Raw genomic sequence first — 19,912 nt, 5'->3', positions numbered from 1 at the left:
AAGCTTAAACAGTGCTTAGTCCGCAAGTTTATTGTGTCAGAATAGGAATTTTCTTGCAACGTTGTTGTGTCATCCCTGCAAGATTGTAGCAAGATCCTTGCAAGTTTATTGTGCGACGCTTGTGTCAAGCTAGCAAGAAGCCTGTAGCGCATGCGTGCAAGCTCCATTACTTTTTAAACCGCCTAAGGCAGCGTGAACGCCATTATAAATAGACAACATGTGAATAAACACGCTATCCATTCGAATGAAAATCAAATTTTAAATGCAGATGGTTCATACGATGGTTTATTTTCTACTTGAACATTATTTTTATATAACTGTTAATGTTATATGCGGAAACTGCTTCAGAAATTACTGACCAATCCAATCATTCGTTTCACCGATAAATATGCCTCCAGGCCAGACAGAGCTAGGGTACATACTGCTTTATCTTCTTTATTTAAGCATATCCAGCATGGCAAGTCAAAAAAGGGCTTAGTATTGGAGTTTAATGGAACGTCCAAACTCATCATTTTTTCAGACCACCATAAGGGAAGCAAAGATTATCGGGACGATTTTTTGCTATCCGAAAAAAATTATTTAGCCGCACTCGATTACTACAACCAAGAAGAATACACCTATTGTTGCCTGGGCGACAGTGAAGAATTATGGAAAAACAATATTTTTTCCGTCATAAAGCATCATAAAGCTAGCTTCGAAAAAGAAAAGCTTTTTGTTAAAAGAGATGCATTTATAAAAATATACGGCAACCATGATCTATACTGGGACAATGATCCCTTTGCCTTTTTAACCATAGAGAAGGTATACGGAAAAAAACTAAAGGTGTACGAAGGACTGGTTCTCCGTATGTTCATTGATAAAAAACCGCTTTCTTTTCTACTGACACATGGCCATCAAGGTGATCTTCAAAGTGACGGAAACTGGTTCAGCAAATGGTTTGTATCTAACATATGGGGGCCTTTACAATCCTATCTTCGCATTAATCCAAATACACCCGCCAATAACAGAAAATTAAAATCGGCACATAATACGGTCATGTACGAGTGGACAGCTAAACAAAAAGACTTGGTTTTAATTACCGGCCATACACATCAGCCCGTTTTCAATTCCCTGACTCACCTGGAACGAACGTATAAAAGACTCCACGCCGCCAGAGCAACAGGGGACATCACATTGGCAAACGAGTTAGAAGATGAGCTGCGTGCTGGCAAGGTCAGTGGAGAAGCTTCCACCCGCTATGAGGATTCGAAAAATACCTACTTCAATGCCGGCTGCTGTTGTTATAATGATGGTGATATTACAGGCATCGAGCTAGATGCAACTTGCTATCAGGCTCATAGAATGGAAGTCTAGAGACGGTGGAAATCCACAACGCATTGTCCTAGAAGAGAGTGAACTGAAAAACCTATTGGAAAAATCTGACTGAGTTATTAGCTGTACCATATGCCACACTACCTGATTATACAGACAAATGCTTTTTTTTTATCTCATTCAGTATGCGTGGTATATAAACGGCCAAGCTTATCCCGCGAACTAATACATAGCAAACAAAAGCAATCCAGAGCCCACTGTTATCCATCCAGGATACGAGCACTATACCAACACCGATGAATATCAACAGGGAGAACACACTGGCATTACGCATTTCTGCACTTCTAGTTGCGCCTATAAATACACCATCTAATTGAAAGGCTATAAATGATGCCATTACATAAAGCGCTGCATAGGATAGGTAAAGTGAAGCCGTGCTACGTACAGCGATATCTTGTGTTAAAAAACCAATAGCCTTATCGCCTCCAAACCAAACCAGTAAAGCCAGCATCAATGCTGTGAACCCGGCCAGCTGCGTAGAATCACGCACATCACGTATAAAAGCCAATCGATCTTTTGCACCAATGGCTTTACCCACCATCATTTCCACGACATAAGCATAACCATCTAGAAAGAATGCAGAAAGAGACACAAATTGCAGTAAAATATGATTTGCTGCTAACGTTACGTCTCCAAACTGGGCCCCTTGATCGGTAAACCACGCAAAACCGGCCAGCAATGCCAATGTACGAAGCATAATGTCTGAGTTTGTTTTGAGCATTTTTATAAATTTATCTTTGCGAAAGATTTGCGACCAAGCTAGGCGAATACCACCATTGGGAGCCGCCACAGCCAGCGATCTCGAAACAATCCACAAACCCAACAGAAGGGCAAACCATTCGGCTATGACTGTGCCCGCAGCTATCCCCCGCACTCCCCAGCCGAAACCCAACACAAATAATAAATTTAAACTGATATTAAGCCCGTTTAAGAACAACTGGATAAGCAGTAACTGTCGGGTATGTCCCAACCCAATCAAGGTGCCAAGTAAGGCAAACATCCCTAGGGTAGCTGGAGCGCCCCATATTCTAACATAAAAATATTGCTTTACAAGCGCCTTAACACCGTCGCTTGCATTCATCAACCACAAAGCTAAACCACATACCGCTTGTTGCAACACAATCAACAACAGACCGATCACAAGACCTAAAAGCATAGAACGCGTGAACACCGCACGTATTTCCGCGACATCTTTCGCGCCTAATGCCTGTGCGGTAAACCCTGTGGTACCCATCCTTAAAAACCCAAAACCCCAATAGACAAAACTAAACACCAATGCTCCCAATGCGATAGCCCCCAGTTCGCGTGCCCCTCCAACCTGTCCAATCGCGGCGGTATCTGCCAAACCAAGCAATGGCACCGTAGCGTTGGCAAGAATTATAGGTAAAGCTTTACGCGCAATTAAGAGCTGGTTTTTATTCATAGCGAACAAACTTATAATCGCCATTCCATATCAGCTGATAAGCTTTTTTTTCTTTCATATGATCAAATACCACTTCATTCCCTTCCTCCCTATCAACAAACTTATCTTCAGCGATCGGCAAAAGATCAAGTGTTTTATCCGCTTCCTTTATAAAAAGCTGAAGTTTACCCTTTTGTAGTGAGACAGTGGCATGGTAATTATCTTCACCTATAGTTTTACCGTCCAGGCTATATTTCCCTGTGTAGCTATTGAGCTTTTCAATAGGTAATTGGACTACTTTTACCAATTTCGATTTATGCGTATCCCAATTATAGTATGTGGATACTGCCCGTTGAATTTCACTGATAAGTCCGCCCCCATTATCTCCACTGGTCATGATAATCAAACCGTCACCTCTATTGGCAAAAGCAAAGAACATATTGGTAAATCCCGCATTCTTACCGCCGTGCATAAACATCAAGCTATCTTTTTCTCCCGATAACACAGGTCCAAGTCCCCAATTATTCTTGTCTTTAGTAAGCATCTGATCAATAGTCTCCTTAGCAAGCACTTCCCCAGATGTTTTACCGGCAACTGATCGCTGCACAAAAATACAGTATCTCGCCAGATCAGACGGCGTTGTCCAAAGGCCGGCCGCGGCTTTTTCCGGATAATTATGATAACCACCAGCTATTACTGCACCTTTGCTATCGTAAGCCAAGCTAACAACTTGCTGCTTACTTTTCGATATTGGCTGTTCAAAAGTACTATGCATCATGCCCAATGCCTGCAATACTTCATCATGTAAATATTTTTCAAAAGGAAGAGAACTCACCTCTTCAACTATCTCCTGCACAATGGTATACCCTCCACCAGAATAACGCCACACAATTCCGGGCACCGTATCCACTATAATTTTATCCGTATTGCCTTTCCCTTCTAAAACCATCCGCGTATCGGGTAAGCTATCCTGAAAAGTATAACCAGGGAAACCATGTACGGTAGTTCCGGCAGTATGGGTCAGCAATCTTCTGAGCGTAACTTTTTCTTTTTGCGTGAAGCCGTTTTCCGGTATTTGCCAGTCTTTCAAATAAGCATTAACATTTTCATCCAACTTTAGCAGTCCCTTATCCAGAAGTTTCAATACTGCCAATGCCGCTATAGGTTTACTAATTGATGCAGCTTGAAAAAGTGTATTGGTATCTACCTTTGCGCCTGTTTCTGTATTCGCTACTCCATAGCCTTTGGCCCATCTGAGCTCACCGTCTTTAATAACCGCTAGGCTTACTCCAGGCACCTGATAGTGCTCCATGCGTTTCCCGATATTATAATACACGCTATCGCCTTCTGCCTGAATAGCAGGCAGAAGGTTATTTTCGATGGCATCAATTTCTGCAGATAGGTCATCGGCTTTTTTGCAGCTAGTGGCCACCCATAAAGCCATTATGACAATGATGGTATATAAGCTTAGGTTTTTCATCTATATAATTTGCTTTTTAAAGGCGATGAAGCTTGCACAAGCTGATTATATATTTCCACCTCTTGTTTGTTCCCAGTGGCGTTCAAGAGATCGCTTCGCTGAGTCACTTCTTTGATCTAACTCATGCAGGTTTCATGATGTAAATATACAGAATACCCCCATATATCACTAGTACAAAAATGACAGCAAATTGAAAGGTTAAATCCAGCGGTAAAGAAGTTCATTGTGTGTAATTCTGATATGAAGCAGCTTAATAAATGGCCAGTCTATTCGCATTAGCTTCTTGTTTTTGGTAATAATTAATTATTTTAGCTGTGATTAATTTTACTATGCCTACAGTAAGCGTTAACATTGTAGATTTCACACCTTCCCACCAATCAGCATTCAAATCATTGAATGAACAATGGATTACCAAACACTTTCGACTTGAAACGGCCGATATAGAACCGTTAAATCATCCAGAAAGCATTCTTAACGCCGGTGGATTTATTTTGGTGGCGTTGTTGGAAAAAGAAGTGATTGGCGTATGTGCACTGAAAAAGTTAACAAAAAAACGATATGAGCTATCGAAATTCGCTGTAGATGAAACTAAACAGGGTTTAGGTGTCGGAAAAGCCTTACTTAGCGCCAGTATAGCGAAGGCCAAAGCGCATCGTATTCAAACCCTCTATCTCGAGGGTAACACGAAGCTTACGGCTTCTATTCATCTGTATAAAAAATTCGGTTTTAAGGTATTAGAGGCACCAAACGTTCATTCTCACTATGAACGTGTTAACCTATTCATGGAGCTTCAGCTAAGTTGAAATAAATAGCCGGCTTAAAAGCGCCGGCTATGCATCATTTGCCTACACGCTATTTTGCAGGTGTAACGATAATTTTTCTAAATTCAATCGGACCATGATCACCTTGGATATAAATAGGACCAGATTCACCTTCATTACTATCCAATGCGCCGCCGGTAATACCAGGTATTTCTTGATTGGCGATAATCGTTTTGCCATTCGCTACAATCGTTATCATACGGCCATTAAGGGTAATATCATAGGTCTGCCATTCGTTAGGGCCTAAAAGAGCCATCTCGCTTGGCACAAGAAAACCGTAGACCCCGCCGAATGAATGACTGTTGGGATGATCTGTTTTTGGATTATCAATAATCTGTACCTCATAGCGACCCCGCAGGTACACGCCACTATTACTTCCCTCCTGGTATCTAAATTCCACATGTAATTTAAAATCGTCAAATTCTTTTTCGGAAACCAAATTAGCACCAGATCGTGGACTAGTAAGCACACCGTCTTTTACTATCCATTGATTTTCTTTTCCCAAGGCTTTCCATCCTGTTAGATCCTGCCCATTGAATAGTTCAATCGGCTCTCCCCAAGATGGTTCAACATCTCTGTTTAAATAGGGTGCTTTCACACCGGTAAAGCTATGTGTCTCACCTGAGCTGGTAGTAATCGACCCCTGGATCTGACCCCCTGTTACCGTTCCTTTCAACTCAAGATCGCGTTCCTCCTTCTCCCACTGAGGAGGAATAGCAAAGTCAAACTCACCCTTTTCGAAATTAACTTTGGCTATTGGTCGTGCGCTCCCCTCTGCCCCCACAAAGCGACCCACCAGTGTTTTAAAACCAGATAGTTCTACCTCCAACCAAGAAGGGGCCTGTTTACCGTTTTGGTCAACCGTAATGTCCCAGCGTCCAATAAGCTCACCCCCATGAACCGTATTCGATTGTATAGGCGCCACCTGTGCCTGTACACTAAAAGGTTCGGATAAAGCAAGCAATAAACAGCAAGTAAAGCCTAAAACATATGTCTTCTTCATAAAAATTTATTGATATTTAAATTATTTTAGAAGAATAAAGATATCGTTTTTTTTCAATATCGCAAGTCGCGCTCCGATCAAAAAATTTGCTGCATGGTGACGGGTTACGAAACATATTGCACCTACTACAGCATGGTATATCCCACCAGCGAATGTTCCGCATCCACTGGAACGAATTGCTCATTTTCGGGTAGCGTAAGACTCACTTCCATATCGTGGAGTTCGGTTTGCCCGAACACGCTAGCAATAGCGGTTTCGGTAGCATCTAAGCCAGACGATATGCGTATCAAGCCATTCAAAGGAGCTAGTTTAGTGGCATCTATCACGACCCAATAGCCACCCAAATACACTTCAAAACAGGCATGAAAATCAGGCGGATCCAATTGATAGGCATAGGCGCTCAGGTAACGGGCCGGTATATCCAATGCACGGCATAGGGCGACACCGATATGCGAGAAATCACGGCACACGCCAACCTGTTCAATCAGGGTATCGAGGGCCGAAGTTTGTGCATCACTAAAACCTGATTGATATTCCACATATGAATAAATCCAATCGCGGATTGCCATTACCTTTTCGTACGGATGTTGCAAATTTCCAAAATGGTTGGACGCGAAAGTATAAAGTTTATCCGACTGACAATACCGACTCGGATGTAGATAAGTTAAAACGGAAGCCGGTAGCTCGTCAATCGATACATCCAGTAATTTCTCCTTTGCTATAGCCATCATCGCTGTTTTCACATCCGCCCGATAGGTGATGTGGAGCGGGCCCGGCTCGTTTACCTTTAATATGCGATTTCTTTTTGATGGATACTGCGTTTCTAATGTCTTCATTTCCACTTCACGGTTCAGTTGAAATTTTTCGTTGACAACGACTTGCTGACCAAGATGCAAAGGTTCGATATTCAGTATAAGAGTAGAAGGTTTTTTTATCTCGTAAATGAGTGTTACAATGATATTGAATGTTGCCATATGCGTCAGGATGATAGGATAAACTATGACTATAACAGCACTAATTACTAATTGTTGATGGCCTTTTTAATTATGTATAAGGACAGGAATAATGATGCAACAATGTTTCACTTTTATTATGTTTGTAAAATGTATTCTTCATATAACTATACTATTCTGTTTTTTGCGGTACTTTTGCTATTCATCTCCCCTAAGGCTATGTCGCAAAGTTTCGATTTCTACAAGCATCAGGTGAAACCGGGACAGCGGGTTGATCTACAGATTCCCGTTAGCGATGAAAAACACCGCACTTTCATACCGATAAGTATTCTTCACGGCAAACAACCCGGACCAACTTTTAGCATTATAGCAGGTGTTCACGGCTATGAATACACACCCATTTTAGCTGTTCAACAATTACTGGCACAATTGGACCCCGAGAAGCTCAGCGGCACACTACTAATCGTTCCGGTTGCTAACGTACCGGGTTTCGAAGGCCGATCAGTCTTTATTAACCCGCAAGATCGCAAAAACCTGAACCGCGTATTTCCCGGTGACCTAGCGGGTTCCATCACCGAACGTATAGCTGCTACCATTAACCAATATATTATCAAACGTTCCGACATACTGTTGGATATTCATGCGGGTGATGGCAATGAAGATCTCCTTCCTTTTGCCTGTTATTATGATCGGAAAGATACGCCCGGTATTACCGCTCATGCTAAAAGTTTAACTCTCGCTGCCGGCTTTACGTACAACTTGTCGTACCCTTATACACTGAAACCACATGATAAAGCCGAATATGCCTTTAAAGAAGCTACGCAGCAAGGCCTTGTGGCGCTTAGTCTCGAATGCGGAAAACTTGGTCGCACAGACAGCAGCGATACAGACCAAATCGTTCATGCTATTCTGAACATATTGCATAAAGAAAAAATGCTTCCCGGCAAACACAACAATACGACATTAACTCCGCAAAAGCTGATAACCAAACAGCATTATGTCTATGCGCCCACCTCCGGCATCTTTTACAGCAATTTTAAAAGCGGCGACCTGGTTGAAAAAGGTAAGATGATAGGTTATATAAGCGATTTCTTCGGAAAGGTTCAAAAAAAGATTCATGCCCCGGTAAAAGGCCGTGTGATGTATAAAATAGGCACTCCTCCTGTACAAGCTAAAGAAACTGTCTTTTGCATTGGCGAAGGCGAAGAGATTTTGTAGCGGATAGTTGCATTCCTAAAGCATATGACCAGAGAAGGTAAATCCTCTATAATCAGATCTCCAAATACCGTTGAAATTGAGCTATAAATTTACCCACGTCTAGCCCATCGCATAGGGCATGATGCACGTGTACAGACATGGGCAAAAATAATTGTTGCCCTTGCTTAACATATTGACCAAATGTTATTTTTGGAATACAGTCTTCGCGCAAGTTGTACTGTGCATGGTCGATCTGTGTAAAAGAAAGATAAGGCATAACAGAATAATGAACAACAGCTGGTTTATTAGGGTCTGTCTGTAAGCCAGTCGACTGCTTTTCGCAGACAATCTGTCGCTTAAGCCTTGTTTCAAAGGCACCAAAATCGTTATACAGCTCAAAATAAGCAAAACCGAAAGTTTCGTCATACCTCAGCACTGTTACAGAACCGCCAATCTCACGGTATTTCAGCAGCCTATCTCCAGCTATACGTAAACGGAAAGCCTCTACATTATTTACCGCACAGAGCGATTTGTACAAATAGTAATAAAAGAAAGAAACCCCGTTTGCCTGACAAAAAGCAAATGCTTTTGTACAATTAAGCTGCGTTGTAACACCCCAAAGAGGCTTTTCAAAAGATTTAAAAAAATCAAAATGCGCACGTCGTTTCCAGTGTTTTATATCGACCTCCTGAAAAGATACTTCGTTTTTCATAGCGCAAATATTTATTTTTAACCACAGGAACCGATTACTGGGACGGATTTTTATCAACACAAACGGATTTTTATGTACAAAATGCAGGGCAATGAATTTAAACAGCTGGTAAACAGAGCGTTTATAGACTTGAAAGAAAATCAATACAAAGCTGTAAAAGTGCTAGGCTCCTTTGAAACGAAAACCTGTACCTGGAGCCATTCAGATTTTAACGTATTGCAATTTGACTCGTCTTTTGATGAAGAATTGAAAGTAGTTAATTTCAGCGACTTCAATCATACCAGTTTTCATTTCCAATTAAAAGGGCACTCTAATGCGAAAATATCCGGCTTTAGAAGCAACTTACCATTGAGCAAAGGCGAATATGGCGTTATGAACTGTGTTGACCCAATCAGCAACTTCAAGTTTCCAAGGCAAGCAGATTACGGCTATATCTGCATAGGTGTCCGTCAAGATTACTTTCTTTCCTTATTGAGACAATTTGGAAATGACTGGGCATCGACCGCAAAAGACCTAGAACAAAACCGGCCATTTACGCTCTTTGATAACCCGCAGCATTACGGCCCGGCCTTAAGCCATATCCTCCGAGCAATTACTCATCCACCTGTGGCCGATATGTTAAAGCGTTCTTTTATCTGTCACAAGATTGAAGAACTTCTATTGATCATTTTAAATGAACGTCTGGAAAAAAAACATTCAGATCCCTTAAAAATATTTAACCAACGGGACATCGGTTTACTACATGATCTCAAGGCATTCTTAGATCAAAATTTTCTATCATCACATAGCCTTTCCACATTAGCTCGACAGGCAGGTATCAATGAATTTAAACTAAAAAAAGGGTTCAAAACTTTATTTAAATTCACTGTTTTTGGCTACATACATCATCTACGTATGAAGCACAGTTTAGCTCTACTGCAAAGCCGTGAACTTCCACTAGGTGCTATCGCCGCTTTGGTTGGTTATCAATCAGACATGTCCTTTGTCAGAGCTTTCAAAAACTATTATGGCTTTCAGCCTGCCAGCCTACTCAAGTTTAAGAAAAATTAATTCAGGTAGTCAAACATCGTCCTATACACTGACTCGATATAACGACAACAAACTTATTCCAACCAAGAGAAAGCATCGTTCACAAAATTCAAAGCTCCCGAACCTTTTATAAGCAAATGTGTTTACTACTAAAACAACTTATCGTGAAAGAAGAAAAACTAAAAAGTGCATCGAGGATACTATTGGGCTCTGCACTAGTCTTTGCAGGCGTAAGCCATCTTTCCTTTGCCAGGAAAGAATTCCGGGCGCAGGTACCCAATTGGGTTCCACTAAAAAAAGATGATACCGTTGTCTACTCCGGTATTGCGGAAGTTGCTCTGGGATGTGCGCTGCTATTTGCTCCAAAAAGAAATCGAAAAACAGTTGGTGAATTTGCGGCTTCCTTCTTTACCGCCGTCTTCCCAGGCAATATTGAGCAGTATATACGTCGTCGGGACGCTTTTGGGCTGGATAACGATAAAAAGCGGTTCATCCGGCTGTTTTTTCAACCCGTACTTATATATTGGGCATTAAAAAGCACCAGCTAGGGAGAAGAATTAAGTATAGTAAATGCTAGTTTGAACTAAAATCAATGATCATGATCAAACGCTACAGCAGCCATATCCTGCTTGCCTTCGGTTTATGTGCGTCTTTCATCGGGTGCCAACAAGCAACAGATACACGAAGCGACACGAAAGAAACCATCCGTAGCAAGCAGGCCAAGTCGTTAAATAACAGTGATACCACTTTGGTAGCAATACTCGAAATGGATAGTGTTGTCAGTTTATCAGATAGTCTGCCTATCCTCTTTAAAGTATACAATCCTACGACAGACACCCTGCGTTTTACGCAATATCATACGCCATTTGAAGGCTTTTTGAATAATTTTCTTACCATCACTGATGAAGACGGGAAAGAGGTTTCTTACCGGGGAGCAATGGCCAAACGGGTAATGCCTCCGCCTGCAGAAACATATTGTTTAATAGCACCGCAAGATCACGATAGTGTAGCTTTCTCGATTATGAAAGGATACCAGCTGGAAAAGCCTGGTCATTATACCATCCATTATAATGCAGGTAATGTAAGCGGCATGGCAAATGGCAGTCCTATACGCATCCAAGTGACAGAATAGAATAAAGCTAAATAAGCTTCTAGAGGCATTCCACATCATGATCAGCTAAAAAACCGACTAAATTAGCTATCGCTTTCGCAGTAAGCCGATGCTTAGACTCTTCTGTTAATCCAGCAGACTGTGCGTACACCATGACGTTTGGCATTTCTTGAAGTTTTTTACTGAAAGAAGAGGCACCGTCTGCATCGAAAATAGCCAATGCCTCGCTATCTCGTTTCAGCCAGTTGTATAAAGCCTCCTCTGAAAGCGGCGTTCCAAGAGAAGTATTGATAATAATGGAACCCGGTTTTTTATTATTGAAATAGTTTTCATCCAATAATAACGTTCCGCGCGGGACATGAATGCTCACCACGTCGCACGTTTTCAAAAGTGAGGTCAGGGGTAGCCAGATAGCCCCTTCACTTTCACTATCCGACCTTTTGAAGCGCCCGGTATAGTATATCTTCATGCCAAAAGCTTTTGCTACTTTAGCCACCATTTTCCCAACCACACCCAAACCTACAATTCCCAAACTTTTGGAACTAAGCTCAGATGATGTCCGATTGGCTAGAGATACGGGGACGCCTTTATAATAATTAATCAATTGCGCAAAAATAAACTCTACGACCCCCTCATCTCCATAATCGTTCACGGCAGTTACCACCATACCCTGCGTCTCGGCATAGGCAACATCAACGTTACTTGATTGGGGGCCATAATAACTGCAGCATAATCCAATGTAGCGCAATCGAGGAACTGCCTGTAGCACTTGTTCAGTAATCTTTGTTTGCCAACCCACCAAGATCGCATCGCTGTCTCCTATCCGTTCAATAATCGCCTCTTCGTCAGTAGACACGTCTCTGTAATAAACGATAGGTTTTCGGGCATACTGCTGTAACCTTTCCAATCCTTCTCCTGTTAAACGTGTTGGTTCTATAATGGTAATCTGCTCTAATTTCATCCTCTAAAATAAGCTATGCAAAGTGAAACTAAGCTACGAATGCTCCATCAATTCGCAAAACATATTGTATAAAATAAAAAGTAGGACACTGAACACTAGTCACAACATAAGGTTTATAACGTAATGGTTATTAGGTCTGGCAACACCTTCAACCGATATTTTTTCCTGTTTTTAACCGTATTTCTCCTGATATTTTGCAATTTTGTTATCATGATATTATCCATAGACAAAGCGCTACTCTTATGCGAAGTTCAGATGAGCGATGCGCCTGCCATTTTTAATATCATCAACGCCGAGAGGATATACCTTGGAAAATGGTTACCCTTTGTTGCGCAGACCAGGGTGCTTTCCGACACAGAGGCTTTTGTACAATTCGTTGTAGAGACTCCGAAAGAGCTCCTCAAACCCGTGTTTAGTATTTATTATGAAGGGGAACTCGTCGGCCTCATCGGTCTAAACAATACCGATGTACCCAATAAAAAAACCGAAATCGGATATTGGCTTTCTCAAGCTTATCAGAAACGCGGCATCATGACACGTGCGGTCGATAGGATGACTCAATTCATTTTTCATGAGCTGGAACTCAACCGCATACAGATCAACTGTGCCGTTGACAACCATCTTAGCAGAGCTATTCCTGAGCGCTTGGGTTTTGTAATGGAGGGCATACAAAGGGATGGAGAGTTATTAGGCAATCAAACTTTTACCGATTTAGTGATTTACAGCAAACTTTATAAGGATATTTAGGTAAATAAAAGCTTAACCATTGGTGCTTAAAATTAAAATACCGATTAATGTAAAGGCAGCACCACAAGATAAAGTTAGCTTCGATTTGGCCAACTAGCTAATTTGACTAGATACTCCGACCCCATAAGAAAAGCAATTTGTATATTTGAGTAATAGACGAAGGTGAAGATGTATATTGCTTCGAGGCAATGTACGGATGGACCTGGGTAAAAAACTGTACTACTGGAGAGGAGGGATGGATTCCAGACGAAATTATGGAAGAGCATGAAACTTTGTAAAGCATCTATTCGATTGTCATTCAAGCTACTAAGGGGCACCAACCTGGAATAAGCAACCATCCCATTGTATTACATCTTTACGTCCGATAGAACAGCCAAACTTCGCTCAATAATCGCTATCGCATGATCCATTTGCTCCCGGGTGATAATCAACGGTGGCGCAAAACGGATTTTATCGCCATGTGTAGGCTTCGCCAATAAACCATTCCGCATCAGCTCCAGACATAAGTTCTGGGATGCTTCCGGATGTTCATGCCGGATCACCAGCGCATTCAACAAGCCCTTCCCCCGCACTTCGGCAATATGAGGGTGATGCAGTGACTTCAACCGACTACGGAAGTGTTTACCTTGCTTAGCTGCATTTTCCGCCAGTCGCTCTTCCTTTAAAACTTGTAGGGCACTGATGGCCACCTCGCAGGCCAATGGGTTGCCCCCATAGGTAGAACCGTGCTCGCCCGGTTTAATCGTTAACATCAGTGCATCATCGCATAACACTGCAGAAATGGGTAATGTACCGCCACTCAAAGCTTTTCCCAAGATCAATATATCAGGACGGACATCTTCGTAATCACAAGCGAGCATCCGGCCAGTGCGAGCCAGACCTGTTTGGATTTCATCCGCAATGAAAAGTACCTTAGCCTTTTGGCATAAGCTATACGCTTGCGCAAGGTAACCGTCATCTGGAACATACACCCCTGCCTCCCCCTGTATCGGTTCAACTAAAAAGGCCGCTACCTGCTCATCCTTTAAAGCATTTTCCAAAGCCTCTAAATCATTAAAAGGGATGGAAATATAACCCGGCATGAATGGGCCAAAGCCATTTCTTGCAATCCTATCAGTACTAAAGGATACCACACTTAAGGTACGCCCATGAAAATTATCGCTCACGGTGATAATTTTTGCCGCATCCTTAGCCACACCTTTTATCTCATAAGCCCATTTCCGGGCAATTTTTAGCGCAGTCTCCACGGCCTCTACCCCACTATTCATCGGCAAGACCTTATCATAGCCAAAATAAGCGGTGATAAATGCTGCGTAATTCCCAAGGTTCTCACTGTAAAATGCGCGCGAAGTAAGCGTCAATTGCTGTGCCTGTCGCATTAAGGTTTCGATTATTTTAGGATGACAATGCCCTTGATTTAGGGAAGAGTAGCCCGACAAAAAATCGAAATATTTTTTTCCATCCACATCCCAAACAAAGACCCCCTTGCCTTTACTTAAGACCACTGGCAGCGGTTGGTAATTATGCGCCCCGTATTGCTGATCACGTGCTATAAAAGACAAGGTGTTTTCGCTGAGTAAACCCTGTATATTGTCCGCTGTTGTTAATTGTGCTGATTGTCCGTCCATCCTATCTATCGCATATTTTCCATGATGGTTGCTAACTGGTCAGCAACCCGTGTTCCCTGTTTCTTTAGCGCCGCTATAATTAACTGATGATTCTTATCGTCCCTATTTTGACTCATCTTAAAGGCCGCATCCATTCCCGAAATGGCTATTTCAAAGCCTACTAGTCCATTTATCTCCTGCTGCACGGCAGGTGGCAAGGTTTCTAGATCAATAGGACGTTCGGCTATCTTCTCATAACGCTGAACTAAACGCTTTACCGACTCCCACTCCTCCTCTTCAGTAAGCCTTCTAATCTTTCCACGCACGTGTACACTCATGTAGTTGTAGGTGGGTGCATTGGCATGGTCATACCATGACGAAGATATATAATGATGAATGGGCGACTGAAAGATGGCCAGCACCTGTGGGAAATGTGCAAAGCTCTTCCAGTGGGGGTTCGCTTTCGCCATATGCCCCCACAATACCTTTTCACCATTGCCACGTTCTTCCAATTCGATCGGAATGTGTGTAGCCTCTGGAAAATCGCTGGAACAACTCACTAAGGTGGCAAAGCCATTTTCACGAATAAATTGATAGATCGTTTCTTGATCTTCTACCCTAAATTGTTTTGGTACGTACATATATACTTATTTATGGCTTATGATAAACTTCTCTTCCTCCTACGTAGGTACTTAATACCTCAACATCGGGTAAATCGTTTGGTTTAATCGTTAATATATTTTGGTCCAGCACTACAAAATCAGCTAGTTTTCCTACTTCCAACGATCCGCGGCTGTTTTCTTCAAAGATCCCGTAAGCGGCATCGATGGTATAGGCTCTTATAGCCTGTGGAACAGTGACTTTTTGTTCGGGCACCCAGCCATCTGGTCTTTCATTGTCAATCGTCCTGCGAGTAACCGCCGCATAAATACCGAGGATGGGAGAAGCTGGAGCGACATGCCAATCGCTTCCAAAGATGACCTTAGCCTCATTATCAAACATACTTTTCATGGCGAAAGCATTTTTTGCCCGCTCACTACCAATCACCTCTTCCGCCCAGCGCCCGTCATCAATGGCATGGTAAGGTTGCATACTGGCAATCACACCAAGCGCCTTAAAACGTTTGAAATCCTCAGTGCTTACATGCTGGGCATGCTCCATCCGTATACGTCGATCACGCGGCCCATTTTCTTTCTCCAATTGGGCCACCATATCTAAAAATGTGCTCACAGAGCGATCGCCGATCGCATGCACAATCAAATGGAGACCCAAACTGTCCGCACCTTTCATCCGCTCATACATGGTCTCTTCGTCTACCACTAAAAAACCGGAATCGGTTGGAGTATCCGAAAAGGGCTCCTTAAATGCTGCCGTATGTGCACCTAAGGAACCATCCATGAAACCTTTAAGCGCTCCACGGCGCAACCACAGGTCCCCTTTACCATCCCGTTTCACTTCTTCCCCTAGTTCCTCCCAATTTTCGATGTCCTTTGCGGCATAAATACGTGTAATCAGCTTATTTTCCTTTCGCGCCTTTTCATACACATCATAATAACTGCCAAAGCCAGTTCCCGTTAAACTCACAATCGAGGTCACCCCATTTTCAGCCATATAATCCATAGCCGCCATGAGTGCCTTCTCCTTCTGCTCCATGCTCATCGGGGGTATCTTATCCGTAATGAGCTGCTTAGCATTGTCCTTAAAAAGCCCAAGTAATTGCCCATCCTTACGCAAGATCTCCCCGCCAGCTATATCCTGTTGGCCTTCATTAATTCCTGCCAGCTTCATTGCCAAAGAATTCGCTAGGATGGTATGCCCGTCCATACGGGTAATGGCCACTGGATTATCGGGCGTCACCGAATCAATCCAGTGACGGGTCGGCATATCCCCTTTCCAATTCTGGTGGTCCCAGTTACCCCCGGTAATCCATTCGCCAGGCTTTAGTGTTTGGGCATAAGCCCCCAAGGTTTCGATGAAAGCCTCAGGCGTTTTTACTTCCCGCAACTGTACCGAAAATAAACGGGTACCTCCATCCACCAAATGCGTGTGGCTATCGATAAAACCCGGCAACAACAACTGTTCTTCCGATAATTCGATTACATTCGTTTGTGCTCCTATCAACGGCCGAATATCCCGGGCAAGGCCCACTGCCATAATCGTATCTTCGGAGATGGCCAAAGCTTCTGCCCAAGGCTGCTGGGTATTTTCGGTATATATCTTACCCAAGAACACCCGGTCTGCTTCCTGGGCAGATAAAGGCCTACTGAAGAGCCCGAGGAATCCTATAACTAAACCTGTTTTCGCTATTCGTATCATATATGTTCTTTTATTTATTTACCGGAGCGCGCTGTCCTTAAAGGGCATCCGGCATTATTTTTTCCAAATCATCTCCGTTATAAAACTGGCCGTCTTTAACAACATATTTAATCGTGTTGGTATGCCGTAAATCTTCCATCGGATTTTTTTCCATAATCACCAGATCCGCCAGTTTTCCCGGCTCGATACTTCCGAGATCGCCATCTAGACCAATGGCCCGAGCGCCATTAATGGTAGCCGCCTTGAGCACATCCAAAGGCTCCATCCCTGCTCCGAGCGCCCACATTTCCCAATGGTAGCCAAGGCCCTGAAATTGCGAATGCGCGCCTATACAAACCACAGTACCCTTTACCGCCATCGCCTTGGCCGCTTTCGCATGCTGTGGGAAGAGGTATTCTTCATCCAGCGCCCAAATGGGTCTCCGGCGAATTTTTCTATCCAGCTCTTCTTTTGGCATCAGTCTTTTTATTTTTTTATCGCCCAATATATCCTCATGGGTATAGAAATAATTCTCGGCATTAGGTCCGCCGTAGCTGATTAACAATGTAGGAGTATAGGCAATCTGTGCGGTACCGGAAAGCGTCGTAAAATCGTTATAAAGTGCCGTAATGGGATGCGCGTGCTCATGGCCCGGATAGCCATCCAGGAGCTCCGTTATACCCAGTTTGAAATCCAAGTTCCCTTCCGTAGTTGGTAGCAAACCTTGTTCCTTAGCTGCCATGATGATCCACTGCCGTTGTTTTCGATTACCTACAGCATACATCTTCAGCGTTTTAGTATCAAAATATTGCGTATATTGCTTTAACACCTGTCGAGCGTGATCTAAGCTCTTGATTGCATAACCCCAGTAGCCCACACCAGGCCCGGTAGAATATATACGGGGCCCAAGCGTCTCGCCGGTACGCACTTTGTCCTGATAGGTCAGAATATCGGTTACATGCGGTTGTGGATTGCGTGTGGTGGTTACGCCATATGCCAAATTTAGCGCCAGAGAGGTTGGTTGTTTTTCGTGCAACGTTAAAGGCAAACTGCCGTGGTCATGGATATCAATAAAACCGGGGCTAACCGTATAACCACTCATATCCACCCGTTTGGTGTTTGCCGGTACCGAAAGCGTTCCCGTTTTCCCAACACGCTCAATACGATTATTTTTCACCCAGACGTCACCTTCTTCCAATACTTCATTTCCTTTCATTGTCAGTACACGTGCCCCCTGCAAGAGATAATCCCCTTTATAATGCATTGCTTTTAGCGGAATCTCTAATTTACGTTCAGCGAACACGACGGAATCGGATAACTTCGTACCAAGTTCGTAACGCATCGCTACTGCGCCCAGTGCGCCGTAGATCACGCTACCGTCACTGTTCCATGAAGGGAACTCACAACCTATTTCCGTAATTTTCTTTACCGGAAACTCCGCTTGCTGCACATCCGCTACATGTATTACCGGCACCGTATTGCCCAACATCGGGATTTCCACCACATAAATCTCATTCGATATTTTGGCAAATGCTTTATTTCCTTTGGGCGCAATTTTGATAACACTAGGCTGTGCGTTGCTTCTAAAGAACTGAAATTCTCCGCCATGATCATTCGAAAAGGCATAGGTACGTATACCCGAAAGTTTAAGGTGCTGTTTTTTATCATGTCCACTCCAGTTGATCGAATATAAGCCTTCGGCATTGCTATAAAGGAAAATTCTATTTTCATCTTCCCCAAAATGCGGGTTACTCCCTTCCGCTTTGGCGATGTGGTGGATATCCCCTCCTGTGGCTGCTATCCAACCGATCCATTCTCTGCCACCCATAGTGTTGCTCGTGCCGATTCGATTTGCGGCAGCCTTACCCGCCACAAACACTATACGCTCGCCATTAGCAGACCAAGCAGGTTCCTGAAACAATCCTGGCTGCTCCGTCAACTTCTTTGGAGCCGTTTTACCATTCACACCGCAGGTATATAAAGCCCCTTGGTTCCCGTCCCATGTGACAAAAGCTAAACTGTGTCCGTCTGGCGACCAAGCTGGCTGAGCTTCTGTTTGCTCCATATTCGTCACTCGTATTGGCTTGCCATTTGGATAATCCATCACATAAAGACGGTCTGCCACGGTAAAGGCAAGTTTTTTACTGTCAGGCGAAAGCGCCAAATCCCTAATCTGCGAGGCCATAAATTCATCCTGATCTTCAATTGGAAATTTAAAGTCCAGTGCCGGACCTATCGCCAGCGTAGTTTTCACCCGGAAAGGGATTTGCTCTACCTTTTTATCAGCCAAGTTGATCGCCTGTATTTTCCCACCATAGGCGGCGATCAGCTTTTTACTATCCGGTGTAAAGGCCATGGTGGGAAGCACACCCATAGCAGCTAAAGCCTCCTGGTCATCTCGCTGCACTGGGTGAGCCAAAACCTCCTCCTCACCCGTTGCCAGCTGATGCAATACCAAAGCTGTGTGCTCGTCATAACGGGTCCCGTATACCAGCCATTGGCCATCGGGAGAGAGTGTCGGACTAAAAGCAGAGCCATAACGGGAAGTTTTTACTTCGACTTTCCCCGTCACCCTATCATAACTATTCAACTGATATTGAGGAAACTGAGCATTATAATCCCACATACCTGTTCTTCGGGCAAACCAAATCAAACTGTCGTTTACGGCTACAGCAGGTTCAATGGCTTTCATGTTAGCAGGCTCAGGAGTAAGTGCACTGCCAGCCCCACCATTGCGATGAACGATATGTAACTTCGGAATACCTACGCCTTTTGATACAATGAGATATTGCCCATCCCTCGTCCAGCTTAACCCTTCCATATACTCGTCGGTGCTTTTGGTTACCTGCTCATAGGTACCACTCGCAACATCCAGTATCCATACATTCTCTGCACCATTGCGATCCGATATAAAAGCTATCGATTTACCATCCGGACTGTATTTCGGCTGCACGTCCATGGCTATACCGGACGTCAAGGCTTTTGCCTCCCCTCCATTAATAGGCAATTCGTATAAATCGCCCAACAGCGAAAACACCAATGTTTTCCCGTCGGGAGCTACATCCAAGGCCAACCAGGTGGCTTCATCCGTATCGATTTGCACTTCTCTCGTTCCCTTGAGGGGCAATTCATTGGTTTCTTGTGCGTACAGACAGGTGTTTAGGCCCGGATAAGATAATCCGATTAGGATTGCCCGTATTATCCATATTTTATATTTTCTCAT

17 protein-coding genes are annotated in these 19,912 nt (G+C 43.4%); 7 read left to right on the top strand and 10 right to left on the bottom strand.

The features are described 5' to 3' along the window. Positions 1-330 precede the first annotated feature (330 nt). Positions 331-1,353, top strand: coding sequence for a metallophosphoesterase (locus H8S90_RS15735; protein WP_255501624.1), 1,023 nt, complete (start codon positions 331-333; stop codon positions 1,351-1,353). A gap of 106 nt (positions 1,354-1,459) precedes the next feature. Here H8S90_RS15735 and H8S90_RS15730 read toward each other — a convergent pair whose 3' ends face one another. Beyond that, positions 1,460-2,794, bottom strand: a complete 1,335-nt coding sequence (locus H8S90_RS15730; protein ID WP_222852112.1) for an MATE family efflux transporter — start codon at positions 2,792-2,794, stop codon at positions 1,460-1,462. Next, positions 2,787-4,253 (bottom strand): serine hydrolase, encoded by a 1,467-nt coding sequence (locus H8S90_RS15725; protein ID WP_187338806.1) that lies wholly within the window; start codon positions 4,251-4,253, stop codon positions 2,787-2,789. Before H8S90_RS15725 ends, H8S90_RS15730 begins: the two co-directional genes overlap by 8 nt. A 329-nt stretch (positions 4,254-4,582) precedes the next feature. Here H8S90_RS15725 and H8S90_RS15720 point away from each other — a divergent pair, with 329 nt between their 5' ends. Then, positions 4,583-5,056, top strand: coding sequence for a GNAT family N-acetyltransferase (locus H8S90_RS15720; RefSeq protein ID WP_187338805.1), 474 nt, complete (start codon positions 4,583-4,585; stop codon positions 5,054-5,056). A 49-nt stretch (positions 5,057-5,105) separates the two neighbouring features. Here H8S90_RS15720 and H8S90_RS15715 read toward each other — a convergent pair whose 3' ends face one another. Continuing rightward, positions 5,106-6,077, bottom strand: coding sequence for a DUF1080 domain-containing protein (locus H8S90_RS15715; RefSeq protein WP_187338804.1), 972 nt, complete (start codon positions 6,075-6,077; stop codon positions 5,106-5,108). Positions 6,078-6,202: 125 nt separating this feature from the next. Continuing rightward, complete coding sequence (locus H8S90_RS15710; protein ID WP_187338803.1) at positions 6,203-7,051, bottom strand: transglutaminase family protein; 849 nt, start codon at positions 7,049-7,051, stop codon at positions 6,203-6,205. A 198-nt stretch (positions 7,052-7,249) separates the two neighbouring features. On the opposite strand from H8S90_RS15710, the gene H8S90_RS15705 reads away from it, so the two are divergent. Next, positions 7,250-8,248: a succinylglutamate desuccinylase/aspartoacylase family protein gene (locus H8S90_RS15705; RefSeq protein WP_222852111.1), complete on the top strand. Its 999-nt coding sequence runs from the start codon at positions 7,250-7,252 to the stop codon at positions 8,246-8,248. 52 nt (positions 8,249-8,300) lie between these two features. Here H8S90_RS15705 and H8S90_RS15700 read toward each other — a convergent pair whose 3' ends face one another. After that, positions 8,301-8,939, bottom strand: a complete 639-nt coding sequence (locus tag H8S90_RS15700) for a CatA-like O-acetyltransferase (RefSeq protein WP_187338801.1) — start codon at positions 8,937-8,939, stop codon at positions 8,301-8,303. A gap of 72 nt (positions 8,940-9,011) precedes the next feature. Here H8S90_RS15700 and H8S90_RS15695 point away from each other — a divergent pair, with 72 nt between their 5' ends. From H8S90_RS15695 to H8S90_RS15685, 3 genes are all read left to right on the top strand, one after another. Further along, positions 9,012-9,989: an AraC family transcriptional regulator gene (locus H8S90_RS15695; protein ID WP_187338800.1), complete on the top strand. Its 978-nt coding sequence runs from the start codon at positions 9,012-9,014 to the stop codon at positions 9,987-9,989. Positions 9,990-10,132: 143 nt separating this feature from the next. Beyond that, positions 10,133-10,516: a hypothetical protein gene (locus H8S90_RS15690; RefSeq protein WP_187338799.1), complete on the top strand. Its 384-nt coding sequence runs from the start codon at positions 10,133-10,135 to the stop codon at positions 10,514-10,516. Positions 10,517-10,566: 50 nt separating this feature from the next. After that, positions 10,567-11,100, top strand: a complete 534-nt coding sequence (locus tag H8S90_RS15685; protein WP_187338798.1) for a hypothetical protein — start codon at positions 10,567-10,569, stop codon at positions 11,098-11,100. A gap of 19 nt (positions 11,101-11,119) precedes the next feature. On the opposite strand, the gene H8S90_RS15680 is transcribed toward H8S90_RS15685, so the two are convergent. Continuing rightward, positions 11,120-12,040, bottom strand: coding sequence for an NAD(P)-dependent oxidoreductase (locus tag H8S90_RS15680; RefSeq protein ID WP_187338797.1), 921 nt, complete (start codon positions 12,038-12,040; stop codon positions 11,120-11,122). A 210-nt stretch (positions 12,041-12,250) separates the two neighbouring features. On the opposite strand from H8S90_RS15680, the gene H8S90_RS15675 reads away from it, so the two are divergent. Further along, on the top strand, positions 12,251-12,787 hold the full coding sequence (locus tag H8S90_RS15675) for a GNAT family N-acetyltransferase (protein WP_187338796.1): 537 nt from the start codon (positions 12,251-12,253) through the stop codon (positions 12,785-12,787). A 347-nt stretch (positions 12,788-13,134) separates the two neighbouring features. On the opposite strand, the gene rocD is transcribed toward H8S90_RS15675, so the two are convergent. From rocD to H8S90_RS15655, 4 genes are read right to left on the bottom strand one after another with little or no spacing between them, the layout of a single operon-like run. After that, positions 13,135-14,415, bottom strand: coding sequence for an ornithine--oxo-acid transaminase (gene rocD / locus H8S90_RS15670; RefSeq protein ID WP_187338795.1), 1,281 nt, complete (start codon positions 14,413-14,415; stop codon positions 13,135-13,137). Positions 14,416-14,420: 5 nt separating this feature from the next. Then, entirely contained in the window at positions 14,421-15,035 is a 615-nt protein-coding gene (locus H8S90_RS15665; protein ID WP_187338794.1) for an FMN-binding negative transcriptional regulator, read from the bottom strand. A gap of 10 nt (positions 15,036-15,045) precedes the next feature. Continuing rightward, positions 15,046-16,710 carry an amidohydrolase gene (locus H8S90_RS15660; RefSeq protein ID WP_187338793.1) on the bottom strand — a complete coding sequence of 555 codons (1,665 nt, stop codon included), beginning with the start codon at positions 16,708-16,710 and terminating at the stop codon, positions 15,046-15,048. Positions 16,711-16,747: 37 nt separating this feature from the next. After that, entirely contained in the window at positions 16,748-19,912 is a 3,165-nt protein-coding gene (locus tag H8S90_RS15655; protein ID WP_187338792.1) for an amidohydrolase family protein, read from the bottom strand.

This window comes from Olivibacter sp. SDN3 (assembly GCF_014334135.1).
GTDB lineage: Bacteria > Bacteroidota > Bacteroidia > Sphingobacteriales > Sphingobacteriaceae > Olivibacter.
Note: the sequence above shows the minus strand (reverse complement) of the source record. Positions and strands in the feature narration are given on the sequence as shown.

What these genes read in the sequence shown, in the direction of transcription:
- H8S90_RS15735 (WP_255501624.1), top strand. Translation starts at nt 331, where the DNA reads ATGCGGAAACTGCTTCAGAAATTACTGACCAATCCAATCATTCGTTTC.
- H8S90_RS15730 (WP_222852112.1), bottom strand. Translation starts at nt 2,794, where the DNA reads ATGAATAAAAACCAGCTCTTAATTGCGCGTAAAGCTTTACCTATAATT.
- H8S90_RS15725 (WP_187338806.1), bottom strand. Translation starts at nt 4,253, where the DNA reads ATGAAAAACCTAAGCTTATATACCATCATTGTCATAATGGCTTTATGG.
- H8S90_RS15720 (WP_187338805.1), top strand. Translation starts at nt 4,583, where the DNA reads ATGCCTACAGTAAGCGTTAACATTGTAGATTTCACACCTTCCCACCAA.
- H8S90_RS15715 (WP_187338804.1), bottom strand. Translation starts at nt 6,077, where the DNA reads ATGAAGAAGACATATGTTTTAGGCTTTACTTGCTGTTTATTGCTTGCT.
- H8S90_RS15710 (WP_187338803.1), bottom strand. Translation starts at nt 7,051, where the DNA reads ATGGCAACATTCAATATCATTGTAACACTCATTTACGAGATAAAAAAA.
- H8S90_RS15705 (WP_222852111.1), top strand. Translation starts at nt 7,250, where the DNA reads ATGTCGCAAAGTTTCGATTTCTACAAGCATCAGGTGAAACCGGGACAG.
- H8S90_RS15700 (WP_187338801.1), bottom strand. Translation starts at nt 8,939, where the DNA reads ATGAAAAACGAAGTATCTTTTCAGGAGGTCGATATAAAACACTGGAAA.
- H8S90_RS15695 (WP_187338800.1), top strand. Translation starts at nt 9,012, where the DNA reads ATGTACAAAATGCAGGGCAATGAATTTAAACAGCTGGTAAACAGAGCG.
- H8S90_RS15685 (WP_187338798.1), top strand. Translation starts at nt 10,567, where the DNA reads ATGATCAAACGCTACAGCAGCCATATCCTGCTTGCCTTCGGTTTATGT.
- H8S90_RS15680 (WP_187338797.1), bottom strand. Translation starts at nt 12,040, where the DNA reads ATGAAATTAGAGCAGATTACCATTATAGAACCAACACGTTTAACAGGA.
- H8S90_RS15675 (WP_187338796.1), top strand. Translation starts at nt 12,251, where the DNA reads ATGATATTATCCATAGACAAAGCGCTACTCTTATGCGAAGTTCAGATG.
- rocD (WP_187338795.1), bottom strand. Translation starts at nt 14,415, where the DNA reads ATGGACGGACAATCAGCACAATTAACAACAGCGGACAATATACAGGGT.
- H8S90_RS15665 (WP_187338794.1), bottom strand. Translation starts at nt 15,035, where the DNA reads ATGTACGTACCAAAACAATTTAGGGTAGAAGATCAAGAAACGATCTAT.
- H8S90_RS15660 (WP_187338793.1), bottom strand. Translation starts at nt 16,710, where the DNA reads ATGATACGAATAGCGAAAACAGGTTTAGTTATAGGATTCCTCGGGCTC.
- H8S90_RS15655 (WP_187338792.1), bottom strand. Translation starts at nt 19,912, where the DNA reads ATGAGAAAATATAAAATATGGATAATACGGGCAATCCTAATCGGATTA.